Here is a 17,773-nt window from a genome sequence, read left to right on the forward strand (position 1 = left end):
GCCAAGCCCGCCCGGGCGCTAAACCAATTCACTAACAGGCGATGTTGGTTCCTTACCTCTTATGCATGAAGCTAATCTGAGTCAGTTTTTGGTGCTGATAACCGCGGCGGTCGTTGTATCGTCGCTGTTCCGGCGCATGAACATTCCCTCTGTCCTGGCTTACCTCGCGGTGGGCCTCGGCGTTGGCCCTACCGCTTTGGGGTGGGTGGATGACGTAGAAACTATCCAGGTGCTGGCGGAGTTCGGCGTGGTGTTTCTGCTGTTCTCCCTGGGACTGGAGTTCTCTCTGGCCAAGATGATTGCTTTACGCAAGGTGGTGTTCAACCTGGGCGGTTGGCAGGTGGCGGTGAGCAGTCTGGTAATCTTCGGTATCGCGCGGCTGTTCAAAGCCAGTACGGAAGAGGCCATTATCATCGCCGGAGCCCTGGCGCTGTCCTCCACCGCGGTGGTCAGTAAAGAACTGGTGCAGCGCAACGAACTGGGCCAGCCGCACGGCGTGATGTCGATGGGGGTGCTGCTGTTTCAGGACCTGGCGGCGGTTATCTTTTTGATTCTGATCCCGTTTCTGGCGGGCGGCTCGGACAGCTCTCTGGCGGCGGCCCTGGCCATCACTCTGGGCAAAGGCGCTCTGCTATTCGCATTGATGCTGGCGATTGGTAAATACCTGCTGCCGTTTATTTTCACGGAAGTCGCCAAGTCTCACTCGGAAGAACTCTTCGTTCTGACCGTGCTGATGGTGTCTCTGCTTGCGGCGGCATTGACCCACAGTTTCGGGCTATCCATGGCGCTGGGCGCGTTTATCGCCGGCATGATGCTGTCGGAGACCCACTATAAACATCAGATTGAGGCGGATATTCGCCCTTTCCGCGACCTTCTGCTGGGCCTGTTTTTTATCAGCGTAGGCATGATCGTGGACTTCCAGGAAGTGCTCGCCAACTGGCCGTGGATTATCCTCATCACTGCAATGCTCCTGCTGGCCAAGGCGACGCTGATTGGCGCCCTCGCCTATCGTCACCAGAAAGACAGAGCCGTGGCGCTGAAGACCGGTCTCTATCTGGCCCAGGGCGGCGAATTTGGTTTCGCGCTCTTCGCATTGGGCGAGAAGTTCCAGCTGATATCCAAACAAGCTGGCGCAGTGGTGATCACCACCGTCATTCTCAGTATCACATTGACGCCCTGGCTGATGAATCTGGCGCGCTATCTCAGCGCCCGCTTCCCTTCCGACAAAGGCCAGAGCGTCGCCCAGACTCGCATGGAAGCCTTAACCGACGCCTGTTCCGAACTGGAAGGCCACGCCATTGTCTGCGGTTTCGGCCGGGTCGGACAGACCGTCGCCCGCTTCATGCGTCGCAGCAGCATGCCCATGACCGCCGTAGACAAGGACCCTGTGCGGGTAAAAGAAGCCGCAGCCGCAGGCGAACCCGTGCACTATGGCGACTCCGAGCGGTTGGATATTCTCAAGGCGCTGGGCCTGGAACGCTCTCGTCTGCTGATCATCACCTACGCAGATGTGGACAAGAGTCTGGCGGTCATACGCAAGGTCCGCTCCACTGGCTCCAATGTGCCTATCCTGGTGCGTACGGCGGATGACTCAAAAATGTCGTTGCTACAGGAAGCGGGAGCGACGGAAATCGTTCCGGAGACGCTGGAGGCCAGCTTGATGTTGGTGACTCAAGTGCTTACTCTTATGGGCGCGCCGGCCAGGAAGATCCATCGTCAAATCGAAGAAGTGCGCCGTAGCCGCTACAAAATGCTGCACGGTTATTACCCGGGCATTAATTCCCAGTTGGTCGGCGCTGACGGCACGCCGCTGGAAAAACTGCATGCGCTGACGCTGCCGGATGGCGCTTACAGCTGTCATCGCTCTCTGGCGCAGATGAAACTGGCCGCCTGTAATGTCGACAGTATTCGACGCGGTGATGAGGAATTCTTCGACCCTGCCGGTGATTTCATTCTGCAGCCTGGCGATACGTTGATCCTGCATGGATCGGCGGACCAGGTTGAACAGGCGGAAAACAAGTTGCTGGGCGGCTAAGCTTGAACGCAGTTGCAAACCACACACTAAATCAGGATTCTGTTTGGCTATGAAATCCCAAGGGCGTCCACTTCCATCCCTGGCGGAACAATTCAAGGCAAAATTGCCGGTATATATCGACCTCACGCGACTGAACCGCCCTATCGGAACCTATCTGTTGCTCTGGCCGACACTGTGGGCGCTATGGCTGGCCTCGGAGGGCGCTCCCTCCATCAAAAACCTGTTCATCTTCGTCTTCGGCGTACTGTTGATGCGCTCGGCAGGCTGCGTCATCAACGACTACGCCGACCGCCGCATAGATATGCACGTGGAGCGCACCAAAGGTCGTCCATTTGCGCAGAATCGAGTGACGGAAAAAGAGGCGCTCACCCTGTTCGGCGTTCTGGTTGGGGTTTCTTTCATACTGGTGTTGTTCACCAACGCGCTGACAATTTATCTCTCCGCTGGAGCGCTGGCGCTGGCTTCGACCTACCCCTTCATGAAGCGCCATACTTACCTGCCCCAAGTCGTACTGGGCGCGGCCTTCGCCTGGGGCATCCCCATGGCTTTCGCTGCAGAATTGGACACCGTTCCCCAGCAGGCATGGCTGCTGTATACCGCAACGGTGGTATGGACCGTCGCTTATGACACCATGTACGGCATGGCGGACCGGGAAGACGATCTTAAGATCGGGGTCAAATCCACCGCCATTCTATTTGGCGAGGCGGATCGCGCCGCCGTGGCGGGCCTGCAGGTATTGACGCTGGGCATCCTGTTCATGGTTGGCGCGCAATACGAGCTGGGCGTTTACTTCCAAATGTCCTTGATCGTCGCCGCCGTGCTGTTTGTGTATCAGCAGCACCTGATTCGCGCCCGCGTTTCCCAGAACTGTTTCAAGGCGTTCCTTAACAATCACTGGGTCGGCGCAGCTGTGTTTCTCGGTTTGGTTCTGGAGTTTATTTTCCGGCCCTAAAGCCCGTCCCGCCTCGCTTACAGCCCGACTGCAAACAGCCTGGCTCATTTCCATCACATTAATTAAGCGCCTGTCATATACTTGTAACAAAACGCCGTTGTAATAATTCGGCAATCGAGTATTCAAAAAGGTGTTTTGCATGGCAAGCAAACAAGTTCTCATTGTGGACGATGAGCCCGCCATCCGGGAAATGATCGCAGTCGCTCTGGAAATGGCTGACTATGACTACCTGGAGGCAGGGGACGCGCGGGAAGCGCATGCGTTGATCATTGATCAGAAGCCTGATCTCATACTGCTGGACTGGATGCTTCCCGGCGTCAGCGGCATTGAATTCGCACGCAGACTGAAGCGCGATCAAAACACCTCGGAAATCCCTCTCATCATGCTCACCGCCAAAACCGAAGAGGACAACAAAGTCCAGGGCTTGGAAGTGGGCGCAGACGATTACATCACCAAACCATTCTCTCCCAGAGAACTGGTCGCGCGCCTGAAAGCGGTGCTGCGTCGCACCGCCGTACAAGGCATGGAAACCCCCATTGAAGTCGAAGGACTGCGCCTCGATCCAGTGTGCCACCGCGTCACCGCCAAGGGCGATGCGCTCAACATGGGCCCCACGGAATACAAGCTCCTGCAGTTCTTTATGACGCATCAAGAACGGGTGTATACTCGCGGGCAGCTTTTGGATCAGGTATGGGGCGGCAACGTCTACGTGGAAGAACGCACGGTTGACGTGCATATTCGACGTTTACGCAAAGCGCTGGAGCCCAGTCATCATCATCTGGTTCAAACCGTGCGTGGGACGGGCTATCGCTTTTCGACCCGAGCGCCATAAGCGCCGCGATCCGTCTTAAAAAATAAATAATTCCAAAAGAAGTATTCATAAAACGCATGCGCAATCACTGGCGTCATTATGTACGGCTACTGGTTTACAGTTTGCTGGGCTGTATCGTTGTCGGCCTTATTATCGGTTCAGTAGCTTGGGCGCTGGTGTTCGGCCTCACCGCCTATCTGGGATGGACGCTCACCCAGGCGTTTCGCATGCACCGCTGGCTGTATCAAGCAAAAATGGAAGACCCTCCCGAGAGCCGCGGCCTATGGGGAGATCTGTTCGACGGCATTCATCGTCTCCAGGTTCAGCACTATCGCTCCCGCGATCGACTGCAAGCCATGATCGACCGCATCCAGGAGTCCACCAACGCCCTTAAAGACGCCGTCGTCATGACCAATAGCGAAGGCGCCATGGACTGGTGGAACCAATCCGCAGAGAAACTGCTGGGCTTCAAATACCCGACCGACCGGGGCCAGCTGATTTACAACCTGATCCGCACGCCTATTTTCAAGCGCTACTTCACCTCCAAGAAATACCAGGAGCCGTTGATCCTCAACGCCCCCAATAATCCCAACTTGAAGTTACAGTTTCATATCACGCTGTTCGGAGAAGACGATCGCCTGCTACTGGTGCAGGACGTGACGCGGCTATATCGTCTGGAAGAGATGCGACGGGACTTCGTTTCTAATGTATCACATGAGCTGCGCACGCCATTGACGGTCATATCCGGCTATCTGGAGACCCTCATCGACAACGCGGATGAGCTGCCGCCGCGCTGGAATCGCGCCTTGAATCAGATGCAGCAACAAGCGCAGCGTATGGAAGCCCTGGTCAATGATTTACTGCTGCTTTCCCGCATAGAGAATGACGGCTCCAACTTCAAAGCCACGTTGGTGGATGTCGACAGCATGCTGCGCGCTATCTGCGACGACGCTCGCGCCCTGAGCCAGGAAAAAGGCCACCGCATAGAGCTGAATCTGGAGAGCGGCGCCGGTCTTACCGGTAACGAAACGCAATTACACAGCGCTTTTTCCAATATTGTTATGAACGCGGTGAAATACACGCCTCCCAATGGCGAGATTCGGGTGCGCTGGTTCGAGGATAAGAAAGGCGTGCATTTCGCCGTAAGGGACAGCGGCATCGGCATCGATCCCCTGCATATTCCCAGACTGACGGAGCGCTTTTACCGGGCTGACCCTTCACGCGCCGCGGACACTGGCGGCACAGGGTTGGGACTGGCGATCGTCAAGCATGTCCTGATCAACCATGATGGCGAGCTGGAAATCACCAGCCACATCGGCGCAGGCAGCACCTTCACCTGCCACTTCCCGCGCAGTCGCATGGCTTCTGCGGAAGCGTTGGCGGAAGCCGAGGATGTCAAAGATTAAACAGGGTTAGAATTTGGCGATAAACTTGGACAGCGACGCCATCTTATCCGGGTCTTCATCCACAAACCGAATAACGATGCTGATAAAGTCCGTGTCCACCCGCTTCTCCACCGCCTGCAGCATGTGCACGTAGCCGTTGATCCGCTCCAGAGTTTCGCCATCGTCGACTTCTATATCCACCACGGCGGGATCAAGAATCATCGGGAACTTCTGCCCCCGTTTGGCGATCACTTTCACTTCAGTCAAAGTAATGGCCTTGATCACGCAGGGCAGGTTGAACTCAGCAAAACGAATCTGCGCCAGCGCTTTCTTGCCAGAGGTTGCGTCCGGCGCTGATTTTTTTGGCGCTGAGGAACCGCCAGTCAGCAGAGCCGCACTGTCAGCAAACGGCCCTGGCGTCACGGCTGGAGCCGAGGCCTGCTTGGCGCTGTCAGACGCCTGCATCAATACGGAAGCGGAATCAGAGCCCGGACGGGCCGAAGAGGACTTTTCACCAGCAGCGCGTTTAAGTTTGGCGGCCAATTGCTTGTTCACTTTCTGCGCCAGCATTTCAGGACTAAAGGGTTTGCCCAGATAATCGGAAACGCCGCTCTGCACCGCTTCCACCACATGGCCACGATCCCCTCGGCTGGTCACCATAACGAAGGGCGTTTTCTTGTAGGCGTCTTGTCCGCGCGCCCACTGCAACAACTCCAGTCCTGACATTTCCGGCATTTCCCAGTCGCACAGGATGAGATCATAGTGCGTCTTATTCATCAGGATCTGCGCTTTTTTCCCGTTGATGGCTTCTTCCACCGTCACCTGAGGAAAATAGGTTCGCATCGCCCGCTTGACCATATCACGGACGAAACTCGCGTCATCAACCACCAACACCTTTAAAGCCATGTCAGAGCTACACTTTCCGTTAATTACATAACTATAAGGCTAGCACTGTCTGACAAAATTCCCACTTTATTCAGTGCTTAAGCGGCGGCGTAACGATCACGCCGCCACAGCAGGATCACCTCACCGCTACTCCTGCGCCAGAAGCGGGGTTTGCTTTGGGTAACTGACCGTGCTCCTCCAGCCAGAATTTAACGCCGCCGGCGACCGCCGCCTGCATGGACACCAAATTCACGATAGGAATCAAAGTGCTGCCCCAAACGCCTAAGCCAAAGCCCAACGTCCGGCTGCGACGCTCGCGCATGAAACGAATCACATCATCAATTTTGCGCTTGTTGTTATCCGCAGGGTAGTCCACAAACTCAAGCGCCATAATCCAGGAGGAGAATACCGCCCATAACACCGGCGACAATAGGTTTACCAGGGGAATGAAACTGAGCACAAATGTAACTACAAATAGACCTAAGGCACGAGGCAAGTAATAAAGAAACTTTTTGACTTCGCGCCAAACACTGGCGGGAATATTCATGATCACTTGCTTCCAAGGGGTGTCTTCATCCACCTCTTTTCCAGTCAGCAGCTTCTGCGTCTGCTCCGCCAACAAACCATAGAAGGGAGCGCCAACCAGTGTGGCGACAAACACAAAGGTGTAAAACACCAGAACGCCCACCAGAATGGCGAAAACCAGCCATACCAACCAGCGCAAGAAAGACAGCCAGTCTGGTAGCCAGCTGACCATGGCGTCCACCCAGCCGGAGAAGTAAGCGCTCATGCCCCAGATGAAGCCGATAAAGACCAATATATTGATAATCAAAGGGATAATGACAAAGACCCGCAGCTTGGGATGCTGAATCAGGCGAAACCCTTCCAGCAGGTCGTTAAAACCTTTAGCGAATAATTTCACGCTCTTTTCCTTTCTGCCTCATACAAAAAATTAGTGAGAGCCGCCGTAGCACTCAATTTAAAGGCTCCGCACTAAGACGAAACCGGGACGCGCTCATTTTCATTTGAAATGTCCGCAATTGACGGTAGCGCATATCCACCTGAAGCAGTTGCGTCAACGCATCCCGCAGTTCAGGGTCCACGGCGCAGCCGAACATGATCGCAGATATGGCGTTGGAGGGAAACTTACAAAGGGACAATGCCTCACCATCCCAATGTATTTGCTTCTGTCCCGTATCCAACGGACGCAACAAGCGCCACTCACCCTCTCCAGAAAACTCAGTGGAGCGCTGAAACAAAGGACTGAAGCCGAATGCGCCAGTCTGCGGCCTCTCGTCACAATATTCGACTTTTTTGAATGTTTGCGGGCTGTCTTGATAGTGCCCGTCCATTAGTCCCGCCTTATCAGGATCTATCTCCAGCGCGACACCTCGATGGCGATCCCCCTGAAACCGCCACAGCGCAATACTTTCAACAGATTCAAACAGACCAAGCACCCCCAACGACAGCATAAAACGAGGGCTGAGAAACAATGGATCGCTCGCGACACCCTGCAATAATATGGCTTCTATTTCTTTGCGTTTATGCTTGGCCTGCTGCAGATAATACTCGAAGGTGACCAGACTGCTCAGATCCTCTGGAAGCGCGTCATATTGCCGCTTTACTTCCGCCACGAACTCCGCTTGAGTGATATCCCTAACCGGAGCGACCGCTAAAGGAAGTTCTGGACTCAGAAACGGATCGTGCAAGCCGGCCAGCCCATGTAAAGGCAATTTGCCCTCTCTCAAGATGGTAATGCTCAGCTTGTCGGCGTACAGATATAATTTCATGTTTTGATGCCCAGGAAGCGCTTTCCCATGTTCAGTTTGTCTCAATTATATAAAAGCTTGATCGTTCTTGGAGGACATTGGTCCGCCCGTGTCGCCTTCTACGTATTGATGGTGGTGGGGCTGGTCATTGCCCTCACTCCCAACGAGTACACGCCACTGGGAACAGTGAACGATAAAATACGGCATGCATTTTCTTTCGCCGTAATGAGCGGTATGGCCATGTGGAGTCACCGCAATAGCCGGGTCCTTCATGTTTTTATCGCCATGACTTGCTACGGCCTGCTCATTGAAGGCCTGCAAAGCTTGATTCCCTACCGGGACGGCAGCCTTGGAGATATTGTGGCCAATACTATCGGCATTGCGATTGGCGTGTCCCTGGCGAACTGGCTGGTCGTCTCCGTTCGCCCCACCAAAGCCTCCTACTGAAACCGTCCATCGGATTTCTTTGACAAGCAGGCTTCTACAGAAAATGCACTAATGTATTAGTAGTAAGACATTGGCCTGAAATCTTGTGAGAAATATCTCACAAAGCCGTAGGAAATTAGCGGAAGTTACTGTAATCATTACGGATTTACTTGCTGAGACATTTCGTAACACGTTGTTTTATATAACCTTTCCAAAACAGAGCGAGTTAAGCGGCGTACCCGCTCTTGAAGATTGTCACAAAAAGGTCATTCGGCCCGAGGTATATTTACAACCGTCAAGGCAGACAAGGAAATGGAATCCAGCCAGGATGGTTTCTTCGCAGGAAGCGAAGGGAAGCAAGGATAAGGAATGATGCTTGAGGGAATTTTTGGAGTTAATCCAGGAATAAAACAGGATAAAGTTGGCGCATAGGATGGCGCTTTACCAAGGAACGGCGGATCGGAATCCAAAACCTATTCCAAATGAGGCGACCTGATTAGTCGCCTTTTTTTTCGCCTGAGATATGGCGCCCGCTCTCGTAAATTCTCACCTCATTAAACTCTTCGAACTCATTGAGATCTGGGAACGTTCTGCCGGATGCTGTCTTCTTTAGCTCATATCCAGGCGCCGACAGATTACGCACCCGCGAATCCGCTAACAGCACTTTCGACGCTTTATCCCGCCACTCCGGCAACCATTGCAGGTTGTCTCGATCATAGAGAACATCCGCCGCCGTGATCACATCAGGCTTATCGGCAGACGGCAGCGTCTCACACACCCTCACCTGCACGCCATTCAACACCGCATTCTCCGCCGCCGCCACTTGCGCCGCCAAATCCAGGTCACAGGCCATGACGGCGGAGGCTCCCGCCAGCGCTGCGGCAATCGCCACCACGCCGGACCCCGCTCCGATGTCCCACACCGTTTTGCCCGCCACCAGCTCAGGGTGATCCAGAATATATCGCGCCAGCACCTGCCCACTGGCCCAGCAAAAACTCCAGTAGGCCGGCTCAGCGACGACAGCTTGGGCCTCATCATGGGAGAGCGGCCCTTCCATCACCGCAGGGTCGAATAGATACAGACGGATTTCAGGAATAAGCGGCGGCGCGGCCACCCGCAGCGCGCTGCGAGGCAACGTACGTTGCAGCAAAGGCAGTAATAATTCCGACATGAGAAGTTTATCCGCTACTGAACGTAGATTATCTAATAAGACGAAAATTTCAGAAAATAGCGGCCATTATGTCACAAATAGCGCCAAATCAAGGGAATCCGGTCATGAAAACTTTTCGTAAACTCTAGCTTGGAATTTGCGTCAGATTTTCGTCACACCTACGGAAATGCACTTATTGCGCGGCTAACTCCAGGATTCTGCGCGTAAAAGCGCTTGGCAGCGCGGCGGCTTCTGCTAGACTAGCGCTGTCTGGCTTCAATGTCCGCGCGCTCGCCGTCATCCTTTGCAATGTAATACCCAACCCCACCCATGCCAGGTGGCGGGCGCTGACGCATAAGAACTAAAACCGCTAAGGAGTCTTCAATGGAGAACCTAGATCAGTATTTAGATAAGGGCGTCGAACTGGTGATGGAGTACGCGCCGCAATTGTTGCTCGCCATCATTACTCTCATAGTAGGTATGTGGCTGATCAACAGAGCGCTCAAGTTCACAGATGACCGCCTGCAGAAGAAGTTTGATCCCACACTCACCAAGTTCGTGCACAGCATTGCGTCAGTAGGTCTCAAGGCGTTGCTGCTGGTCAGCGTTGCGCAAATGGTGGGCATTGAAACGACTTCCTTTATCGCCGTCTTAGGCGCCGCCGGTCTGGCTGTTGGCTTGGCTCTGCAGGGCAACCTGTCGAACTTCGCCAGCGGCATCATGATCCTGGTGTTCAAGCCTTTCAAAGTCGGCGACGTGATAGATGGAGCCGGCTACATCGGCACGGTCAGGGAAATCCAGATATTCACCACGGTCGTAATGACGCCGGATAACCGCCGGGTCATTATTCCCAACTCCAATCTGGCGAATAATCCCCTGATCAATATCGCAGCGGAAGCAACCAGACGTGTGGACATGGTATTCGGCATCAGCTACGGCGACGACATCGACAAAGCTAAAAATATAATTAAATCCATGCTGGAAGCCGATTCACGCGTGTTGAAAGATCCAGCCCCCGTGATCGCCGTCATGGCGCTGGCGGACAGCTCCGTTAATCTCGCCGTACGCCCCTGGGTCGTCACTGCAGATTACTGGCCGCTGTATTTCGACATGCATGAGAACGTGAAGAAGCGCTTCGACGAAGAAGGCGTCACCATTCCGTTCCCACAAAGGGATGTCCACATTTATCAAGAAACTCAATAAATCCCTTAATCCCTTTTATTTTTGGAAAGTTCCCCCGGGCCGGCAGGTCCGGGAATAGATTACACAAAGAGGTGGCAATGAAAGCAAAACTACTCCCATCTATTTTACTTATGGGCGCTATTGCATCCGCGCAGCCGGCGCTTGCCGACGGTCGCGAAAAAGGTGCGTATTTCACCGGCCTGCTCGGCTACACATTCTTCGACCATGAGCGTCAAATTGAAGACGATCCGAACCTTGCTGCAGGCCTGGGTTATAACTTTACGCCAGCCATTTCCGCAGAGGTTCTCTTCGGTGGCGCAGACCTCGAAAGAAAACACAACACGGGTTACCTCAATGGCATCTTTTATCGCCTAGACGCCCTATATCACTTCAGCCCGGGCGAAGCCTGGCGTCCATATCTAGTCGGCGGCGTCGGCAACTACGCCTTTAAATACGATGAAGGCGGCAGAGACGAGGAAACTCAATACAATCTGGGCGCCGGTATCAAGCACGCCATCAGCGAATCTATGGACGTACGCTTTGACGCCCGCGGCGTGTATGGCGATGAAGACGAAACCAAAGACGCCATGCTGAACCTGGGCTTCACTTACATGTTCGCCTCCGCCGCGCCTGCACCTAAGGATAGCGACAGAGACGGCGTATATGACGATGAAGACGCCTGCCCTGGCACGCCTTACGGCGCTAAAGTCGACGTTCGCGGATGCGAGGTGATCGGCGATGCGGACGGCGACGGCGTGACCGATGACAAAGATCAGTGCCCCAACACCAAAGCCGGCGCGCGCGTTGACGCCACAGGCTGCCCTGTTGTCGGCGATGATGACGCAGACGGCGTACCCAACGAAAAAGACCAGTGCCCGAATTCTCCGGCAGCGGCGAAAGTGGACAGCAGAGGCTGCCCTCTGGACACTGACCGTGACGGCATCACCGACGGTCTGGACGCATGCCCTGACACGCCTTACGGCGCTAAAGTGGACAACCGCGGCTGCCGTATTCAGTTAAGCGAGACGGTCACCATTACCATGAACGTCACGTTCCCCACTAACTCAGCGGCCATTCCAGAGGAGTTCGTGTCAGAAGTAGAGAAACTGGCTGAGTTCATGCGCCAGTATCCAGACACGAAAGCGGTTGTTGAAGGACACACTGACGATCGCGGTCAAGACGCCTACAACCAGAAGCTGTCTGAGAAGCGCGCCAGCGCTGTGCGTCAGATGGTCGTTGAGCGTTTCGGCATTGCTGGCGAGAGAATCTCCAGCGTCGGTTACGGCGAAGCCCGTCCGATTGGCGATAACAACACCGCAGAAGGCCGTAGCGCCAACCGTCGTGTTGTCGCAGTCGTAGAAGCGACCGTTAAAACCAATCAATAACAGCTGATTCGCTAGATAATCCAAGCAAGGGGAACTCAGGTTCCCCTTTTTATTTTCCCAACCGTTACCCAGTTCCCAACTTTCAGCCCCGCTATTTGCTGCAATCGCAACTTAATAGGCTATCTTAATTATTAAGAGCGAATGTTTCTTATCCAGGCTGGAGGTGGCTTATGCCTGTACAATCTTTGAAGAACTTCCTCGATGGACATCAAGTCCGATATGTGTCGATACAGCATTCCCCGGCTTATACCGCTCAGGAGATCGCTCAATCTGCGCATATCTGCGGGAAGATGCTCGCAAAAACCGTGATTGTCATGATGGACGGCAAGTTCGCGATGGCGGTTATGCCTGCTACATCGCGTATTCGTTGGGACCGGTTCATGCGCGCGATGGGTACGGATTTCATCGAATTGGCGGACGAAGAGGACTTCAAAGACCATTTTGCGGAATGCGAAGTCGGCGCCATCCCCCCTTTCGGCAATCTGTACGGCATGTCCGTCTATATGGACGAGCATCTGCGCAATAACGAAGAGATCGCCTTCAGCGCAGGCACTCACAGCGAAATACTGCGCATGTCCATGAGCGCCTATGTCGACTTAGCGCGGCCGCTAATCATGAATGAAGGGTTCGTTCAGCCCAACAGCCCGCCGCTACAGCGGGTGCGGCAAGGCCGTAAACGCGCCCACAGGCACGCCTGACCCCGGAGCAGTCAATATTCGCCAGCATAGACCGGCAGCGTTGCCGATATACAAATATCTGTCGCTTATGCTGGCGGCGTTATGGCTGCACGCGGGCTTCGCCAGCGCGGAGAAGCCCACGCTGATCCTGGGCGGCCCTCCCTGGCCGCCTTATCTGGATGAAGATCAGATCCACCGCGGCCTGGCCACGGAAATCGTGGAGTCCGCCTTCAATAAAGCCGGCTACCCGGTACAGATAAAGATTTTGCCCTGGCCTCGACTATTGCGCGCAGCGGAATTCAAAGAAGTCGATGTCATGATCGGGCTCTGGTGGACGCTGGAAAGAGAAGAAGTCTTCGTCTTTTCCTCCCCTTATTACGTCAATGTGATCGGTTTCGCCGCGCCGACAGAGAGCACATTCAAACCGGCGCGTCTCAGCGACCTCACCAACGCCCGCATCGGCGTACGCCAAGGCGCCCGCTTTTGGAGTCCATTTGACTTCTCAACATCGCTCAACAAAATCACCGTTAATACCACGGAAAGCGCCCTCAATATGACCGCTGTCGGGCGTCTGGATCTGACTGTAGAGGATGTCAGGATTCTGCATAACCTCATCAACCATGATGACCGGCTTAGCGAGCACCTGAAGATATTGCCTCTCCCCCTGGTGTACCGCCCTCTGCATATGGGGGTTCGTCGTAACCTGGACAACGCCGAGACCATCGTCGCCGACTTCAACGCCGCTCTGGCTGAGCTTCTGCAAAGCGGTTGGGTCGCGACCATCTATCGTCGCTACGGCATAGCGGAGAGCCCTCTGGATATCCTTACCCGCACGCCGCCTTCCATGGCGGACGAATAAGGCCCCAGAAGCCTGCGCCGAGGCTTTGCAGTCTCCTTCCCTCTTCCTCTATCATTAGGCTCCCGGCTTATCCAGCCGCCGTCCGGAACCTATTGACATTACTATGACAGACAAGGCTTCTTCCCAGCTCAGCGACGCTCCTGATTACGACGTCATCATCGTCGGCGGAGGCATGGTCGGCGCAGCTATCGCCGCAGCGTTAAAGAACACGTCGTTAAAAACAGCGGTGATAGAGAGAAAGCTGCCAGCCCCCTTCAACCCAGACGAAACCCCGGACCTGCGCGTATCCGCGATTAATTTCGCCAGCGAGCAGTTTCTCACCCAGATTGGCGCCTGGGAGCACGCTCTGCGTATGCGCGCCCATCCCTACCAACGTCTGGCGGTGTGGGAGAAACTGGGCAATCCTTTAGGCGAGCGGTTGTCGTCGGTGGTCAACAAAACAGAGTTCGACTCCCGCCAGGTTGGCCACTCTCATCTTGGTCACATCGTTGAAAACCGGGTCATTCAATTGGCGCTGCTGCGTGTGGTCGAGCAGGCGGAAAACGTAACCTTGATCAGCGGCCGGCGCATTCACGCCATCAACTTTCGCGCATCGTCGCCTGAAGTCATGCTGGATGATAAAACCCTGCTGCGCGGACGCTTAATAGTCGGCGCCGATGGCGGCTCTTCCCTGGTTCGAGAGCAGGCGCAGCTCGGGTTGCTCAGCGACGCCTATGAACAGCATGCGCTAGTGGTTAGCGTCGCCATTGCCGGCGAGCCTCAAAATATCACCTGGCAGGCATTCCGACCTAATGGCCCACTGGCGTTCCTACCCTTATGCGCCATCGACGGCGTCGCCTACGCCTCATTGGTCTGGTACGACCAGCCCGCCAAATTAAAGGCGTTACAACAACTCTCTCAGGACGAATTTATCCGCGCCCTGCGTAAAGAGTTTCCCCGTCAGTTGCCGGAACTACGCCAAGTGCTCGGCAAAGGCTCATTCCCGCTCGTGAAACGACACGCTCAACACTATGTAGCTCAGGGCGTCGCGCTTGCGGGGGACGCCGCGCATACAATTAATCCCCTGGCGGGACAGGGAGTTAACCTCGGGTTTCAGGACGCAGCCGCCCTGGCGGAGGTAATTCAACAAGCCGCAGAGCGAGGACTGGACATCGGCGATCTGCAGACTCTGCGTCAATATGAGCGACTGCGCCGAGGAGAGAACCTTAAAATGATGACGCTGATGGATGGTTTTTATTACGCCTTCAGCAATAACCTCGCCCCGGTGAAACTGGCGCGCAACCTGGGACTCGGGCTTGCTGGCCTGTTAGGACCGGCGAAACGCAAAGTCATCGCCTACGCCATGGGACTGAATGGCGCACAGACGGAACGTCCGCTGACGCGCTGACTGTCGCAGCAAAACATAACCACACCGAAAACGCAGCCAAAGGATGCAAGACCATGTCTGAAACGATTTTCAGCAAAATCATCAAACGGGAAATCCCCGCCGACATTATCTACGAGGATGAGTTCTGTCTGGCGTTCAACGACATCAACCCTCAGGCGCCAGTGCATTTCCTGGTCATTCCCAAAAAGCCCATCGCCACCATCAACGATATTGAAGAACAAGATCGTGAGTTAGTGGGCCACTTGTATATCGCCGCCGCTAAAATCGCCCAAGAAAAAGGGTTTGCCGACGACGGCTACCGCGTGGTGATGAACTGCAACGAAAACGCAGGACAGACGGTTTTCCATATCCACCTTCACGTTCTGGCGGGGAAACCTCTGGGCTGGCCGCCTTATACGGACAAACTCAAAGTCTAGGCTTGCCTTCTTAGACGATAGACAGGGTAAGGTGAACTTACCCTTTCAACTCCCTTCCGAGACCGCCAAAGGCGACTCAGATTGCAGAGCGCTGCGTTCCAGCCAGTCGCCCACACGTTGCGCCAGACTCTCTGAATGCTTGATCCAGTTGAAGTGTCCTACACAGGCTCCGCCGAAATCAGCGTCAATCAGACGCCAGTGCGTTACCTCCGCAGAAGGCATTTTGCGATACAGGTTCGCCACGGCTTCAGCCGGAGCCAGTTCATCGGACTCGAAGGAAATCGCCAGCACAGGCTTGGTAACCGCCTCCAGCAGACGCTCATAGTTTATCGGGCTGCGCTCCGGGTAGTAATCGCCAGTGCGGGCGTTGCGCGCCCAATCGCGAATCAGGCGACGCGCCTCCCGCCCCGCGAAACCGATACGATCCCCCGGCATATATCCCCAGATCTCGCTGATACCGCGCAGCAACTGCGTACCGGCGAGAGTCCGCAAAGGTTTTGCGTATCCTTTGTAGTAGACATTACAGGAAGCCAGCAAAATAAGACCTGCGACAGATCCCGGCTGCTCCGCCATGTAAAGAGAACTCAATTGTCCGCCCAGACTATGGCCAAGCAGCCAGATCGGCGAATCCGGCAGATGCAGCCTCACACAGTCCAGCACGGCCGGCCAGTCGTATTGGATCATCTCGTAGTAGCCGAAGTTAATGCTCCGGGAGGCGCGCACTGAGCTACTGCCATGTCCGCGCAAATCCGCCGTCACGCAGTGAACGCCGCGTGCGGCTATCGCCTCCGCCAAAGGCGAATAAAAGCTGGCGCGGACGCCCATGGCGGGCATGCAGACGACCACTGGCGCTAACGCATCTTCCGAGCGATAGAGCGACAGCGTGGAATGCACTTGGTCCTGGCTAATGACAGGTATGATTTCAGGGGACATGGCGAAGGCTCTCTGGCGTCAATGTGTTCCATGCTAACATTGGTAAGCAAGGAACGTGAAGACCCGGTTTCACTTCAACCGGATCTTCCCTGAACGCCGACTCAGGTTCCGTTGATGGCCAAATGCGCGGCGATAGATACGCCGTAACCGATAAAAATGGCCCAGGACCACTTCAGGTGCGACAGGAAAGTGTAGCTGCCTTTCGACTGCCCCATCAACGCCACCCCGGCAGCCGACCCAATGGACAGCAGGCTGCCGCCAACGCCGGCGGTGAGCGTAATCAACAGCCACTGGCTGACGTCCATGTCCGGCTCCATCGATATAATCGCAAACATCACCGGAATATTATCCACAACCGCCGAGATGGTGCCCGCCACGATATTGGCGATCGTTGGCCCCCAGTTGTCATACATTCCATGAGACATCATCTGCAGGAAGCCCAGCGTCGCCAGGCCGCCCACGCAGAAAATCACGCCGAAGAAGAACAGCAGCGTGTCCCACTCCGCCCGCGCCACCCTGCGGAAGATATCAAACTGAATGTCGTCTTCGACGGTTCCGGTTTTACGTAGAAAATACGCGAAGAACATCAGCACGGACATACCAGTCATCATGCCGAGAAACGGCGGCAAGTGGAAAAAGCGCTCAAAACAGACCGCCGTCGCAATGGTCAACAAGAACAAAATACAGATGCGCAAGCCGCCGCGTTTGATGGGCACCAGCCCCCCATGTCCTGTTGGAACGCCATTGGGCAGGAAGAAATTCATAATCAGCGCAGGCGTCACAAAGTTCAGCACGGAGGGAATGAACAGCTCAAAGAACTCTTCAAACTGCACTTTCTTAGACGCCCACACCATCAAGGTCGTAATGTCCCCAAAAGGACTGAACGCCCCGCCGGCGTTGGCTCCCACCACCACATTAATCATCGACAGGGAAACAAACTTGGTGTCTTTGCCTCCCACCGCCATGATCACCGCGCCCATCAGCAAAGCAGTGGTCAGGTTATCCGCTACCGGCGAAATGAAAAAAGCCAGCCATCCGGTAACCCAGAACAGCTTGCGATAGCTCATGCCTTTGTGAACCAGATAAGAGCGTAAGGACTCGAATACATGGCGCTCCTCCATCGCATTGATGAAAGTCATCGCCACCAAGAGAAATAGAAATAAAGCGCCGTATTCCAGCAGGTTGTGGGCGACGGCGCCGTGGATATCGTCATTGCTTCGCCCCATGTCCTGGGCGACGCTCGCCACCAACACCCAGATCAATCCAGCGGCGAAAATGACCGGCTTGGATTTCCTTAAATGCAACACTTCTTCCGCCATGACGGCGATATAAGCGACGATAAAAAGGATGACGGCGAGTATCGCCTTGGGTGAGTCGGTGGCGTCTAGAACGAGCATGCCGCCTTCAGAGGCGTAAACAGGGCCAGCCGCGCACAGCAGACCGCCCAGCAGAAGTTGCAGTTTTTTCATTCAGCTAATCCGTACTTTAGTTCTCGGTTATTTTTATTGAGCGCCCCTGTCA

17 protein-coding genes are annotated in these 17,773 nt (G+C 54.9%); 11 read left to right on the plus strand and 6 right to left on the minus strand.

Translation table 11 applies throughout. The features are described 5' to 3' along the window. Window positions 1-61: 61 nt before the first annotated feature. The 4 genes from KP814_RS25150 to phoR all read left to right on the plus strand — a co-directional run bounded on the left by KP814_RS25150 (window position 62) and on the right by phoR (window position 5,204). Complete coding sequence (locus KP814_RS25150) at window positions 62-2,035, plus strand: monovalent cation:proton antiporter family protein (RefSeq protein ID WP_216739365.1); 1,974 nt, start codon at window positions 62-64, stop codon at window positions 2,033-2,035. A 49-nt stretch (window positions 2,036-2,084) separates the two neighbouring features. Then, window positions 2,085-2,987 carry a 4-hydroxybenzoate octaprenyltransferase gene (gene ubiA / locus KP814_RS25155; RefSeq protein WP_216739366.1) on the plus strand — a complete coding sequence of 301 codons (903 nt, stop codon included), beginning with the start codon at window positions 2,085-2,087 and terminating at the stop codon, window positions 2,985-2,987. Window positions 2,988-3,126: 139 nt separating this feature from the next. Continuing rightward, entirely contained in the window at window positions 3,127-3,819 is a 693-nt protein-coding gene (gene phoB, locus KP814_RS25160) for a phosphate regulon transcriptional regulator PhoB (RefSeq protein WP_011394745.1), read from the plus strand. A 56-nt stretch (window positions 3,820-3,875) separates the two neighbouring features. Next, window positions 3,876-5,204, plus strand: coding sequence for a phosphate regulon sensor histidine kinase PhoR (phoR, locus tag KP814_RS25165; RefSeq protein ID WP_216739367.1), 1,329 nt, complete (start codon window positions 3,876-3,878; stop codon window positions 5,202-5,204). 6 nt (window positions 5,205-5,210) lie between these two features. Here phoR and KP814_RS25170 read toward each other — a convergent pair whose 3' ends face one another. The 3 genes from KP814_RS25170 to KP814_RS25180 form a co-directional block, all read right to left on the minus strand. Continuing rightward, the gene (locus KP814_RS25170; protein ID WP_216739368.1) at window positions 5,211-6,089 is read right to left on the minus strand and encodes a response regulator; all 879 of its coding nucleotides are present in this window, start codon (window positions 6,087-6,089) and stop codon (window positions 5,211-5,213) included. Window positions 6,090-6,204: 115 nt separating this feature from the next. After that, window positions 6,205-6,990 (minus strand): sulfate transporter CysZ, encoded by a 786-nt coding sequence (gene cysZ / locus KP814_RS25175; RefSeq protein WP_216739369.1) that lies wholly within the window; start codon window positions 6,988-6,990, stop codon window positions 6,205-6,207. Between the two features lie 52 nt (window positions 6,991-7,042). Beyond that, complete coding sequence (locus KP814_RS25180; RefSeq protein WP_216739370.1) at window positions 7,043-7,858, minus strand: DUF2971 domain-containing protein; 816 nt, start codon at window positions 7,856-7,858, stop codon at window positions 7,043-7,045. A gap of 27 nt (window positions 7,859-7,885) precedes the next feature. Between KP814_RS25180 and KP814_RS25185 the strand changes: the two genes are divergently transcribed. Next, complete coding sequence (locus KP814_RS25185; RefSeq protein WP_216739371.1) at window positions 7,886-8,284, plus strand: VanZ family protein; 399 nt, start codon at window positions 7,886-7,888, stop codon at window positions 8,282-8,284. Between the two features lie 475 nt (window positions 8,285-8,759). Here KP814_RS25185 and KP814_RS25190 read toward each other — a convergent pair whose 3' ends face one another. Next, window positions 8,760-9,434 (minus strand): methyltransferase, encoded by a 675-nt coding sequence (locus KP814_RS25190; protein ID WP_216739372.1) that lies wholly within the window; start codon window positions 9,432-9,434, stop codon window positions 8,760-8,762. A 363-nt stretch (window positions 9,435-9,797) separates the two neighbouring features. Between KP814_RS25190 and KP814_RS25195 the strand changes: the two genes are divergently transcribed. The 6 genes from KP814_RS25195 (at window position 9,798) to KP814_RS25220 (ending at window position 15,319) form a co-directional block, all read left to right on the plus strand. Then, window positions 9,798-10,616 (plus strand): mechanosensitive ion channel family protein, encoded by an 819-nt coding sequence (locus KP814_RS25195; RefSeq protein WP_216739373.1) that lies wholly within the window; start codon window positions 9,798-9,800, stop codon window positions 10,614-10,616. Between the two features lie 77 nt (window positions 10,617-10,693). Beyond that, entirely contained in the window at window positions 10,694-11,980 is a 1,287-nt protein-coding gene (locus KP814_RS25200; RefSeq protein ID WP_216739374.1) for an OmpA family protein, read from the plus strand. Window positions 11,981-12,150: 170 nt separating this feature from the next. Further along, window positions 12,151-12,678 carry an aminoacyl-tRNA deacylase gene (locus tag KP814_RS25205; protein ID WP_127968330.1) on the plus strand — a complete coding sequence of 176 codons (528 nt, stop codon included), beginning with the start codon at window positions 12,151-12,153 and terminating at the stop codon, window positions 12,676-12,678. A gap of 40 nt (window positions 12,679-12,718) precedes the next feature. Beyond that, window positions 12,719-13,516 carry an ABC transporter substrate-binding protein gene (locus KP814_RS25210; protein WP_216739375.1) on the plus strand — a complete coding sequence of 266 codons (798 nt, stop codon included), beginning with the start codon at window positions 12,719-12,721 and terminating at the stop codon, window positions 13,514-13,516. 103 nt (window positions 13,517-13,619) lie between these two features. After that, the gene (locus KP814_RS25215) at window positions 13,620-14,903 is read left to right on the plus strand and encodes an FAD-dependent monooxygenase (protein ID WP_216739376.1); all 1,284 of its coding nucleotides are present in this window, start codon (window positions 13,620-13,622) and stop codon (window positions 14,901-14,903) included. 53 nt (window positions 14,904-14,956) lie between these two features. Then, window positions 14,957-15,319, plus strand: coding sequence for a histidine triad nucleotide-binding protein (locus tag KP814_RS25220; RefSeq protein WP_216739377.1), 363 nt, complete (start codon window positions 14,957-14,959; stop codon window positions 15,317-15,319). A gap of 45 nt (window positions 15,320-15,364) precedes the next feature. Here the strand turns inward: KP814_RS25220 and KP814_RS25225 are convergent, their stop codons facing one another. Both KP814_RS25225 and nhaD read right to left on the minus strand, forming a co-directional pair. Next, the gene (locus KP814_RS25225; protein ID WP_216739378.1) at window positions 15,365-16,252 is read right to left on the minus strand and encodes an alpha/beta fold hydrolase; all 888 of its coding nucleotides are present in this window, start codon (window positions 16,250-16,252) and stop codon (window positions 15,365-15,367) included. A 101-nt stretch (window positions 16,253-16,353) separates the two neighbouring features. Next, window positions 16,354-17,721 carry a sodium:proton antiporter NhaD gene (nhaD, locus tag KP814_RS25230; protein WP_216739379.1) on the minus strand — a complete coding sequence of 456 codons (1,368 nt, stop codon included), beginning with the start codon at window positions 17,719-17,721 and terminating at the stop codon, window positions 16,354-16,356. Window positions 17,722-17,773: the final 52 nt, after the last annotated feature.

Origin of the sequence: Hahella sp. HN01, from assembly GCF_018986435.1 — a bacterium.
Lineage (GTDB): Bacteria > Pseudomonadota > Gammaproteobacteria > Pseudomonadales > Oleiphilaceae > Hahella.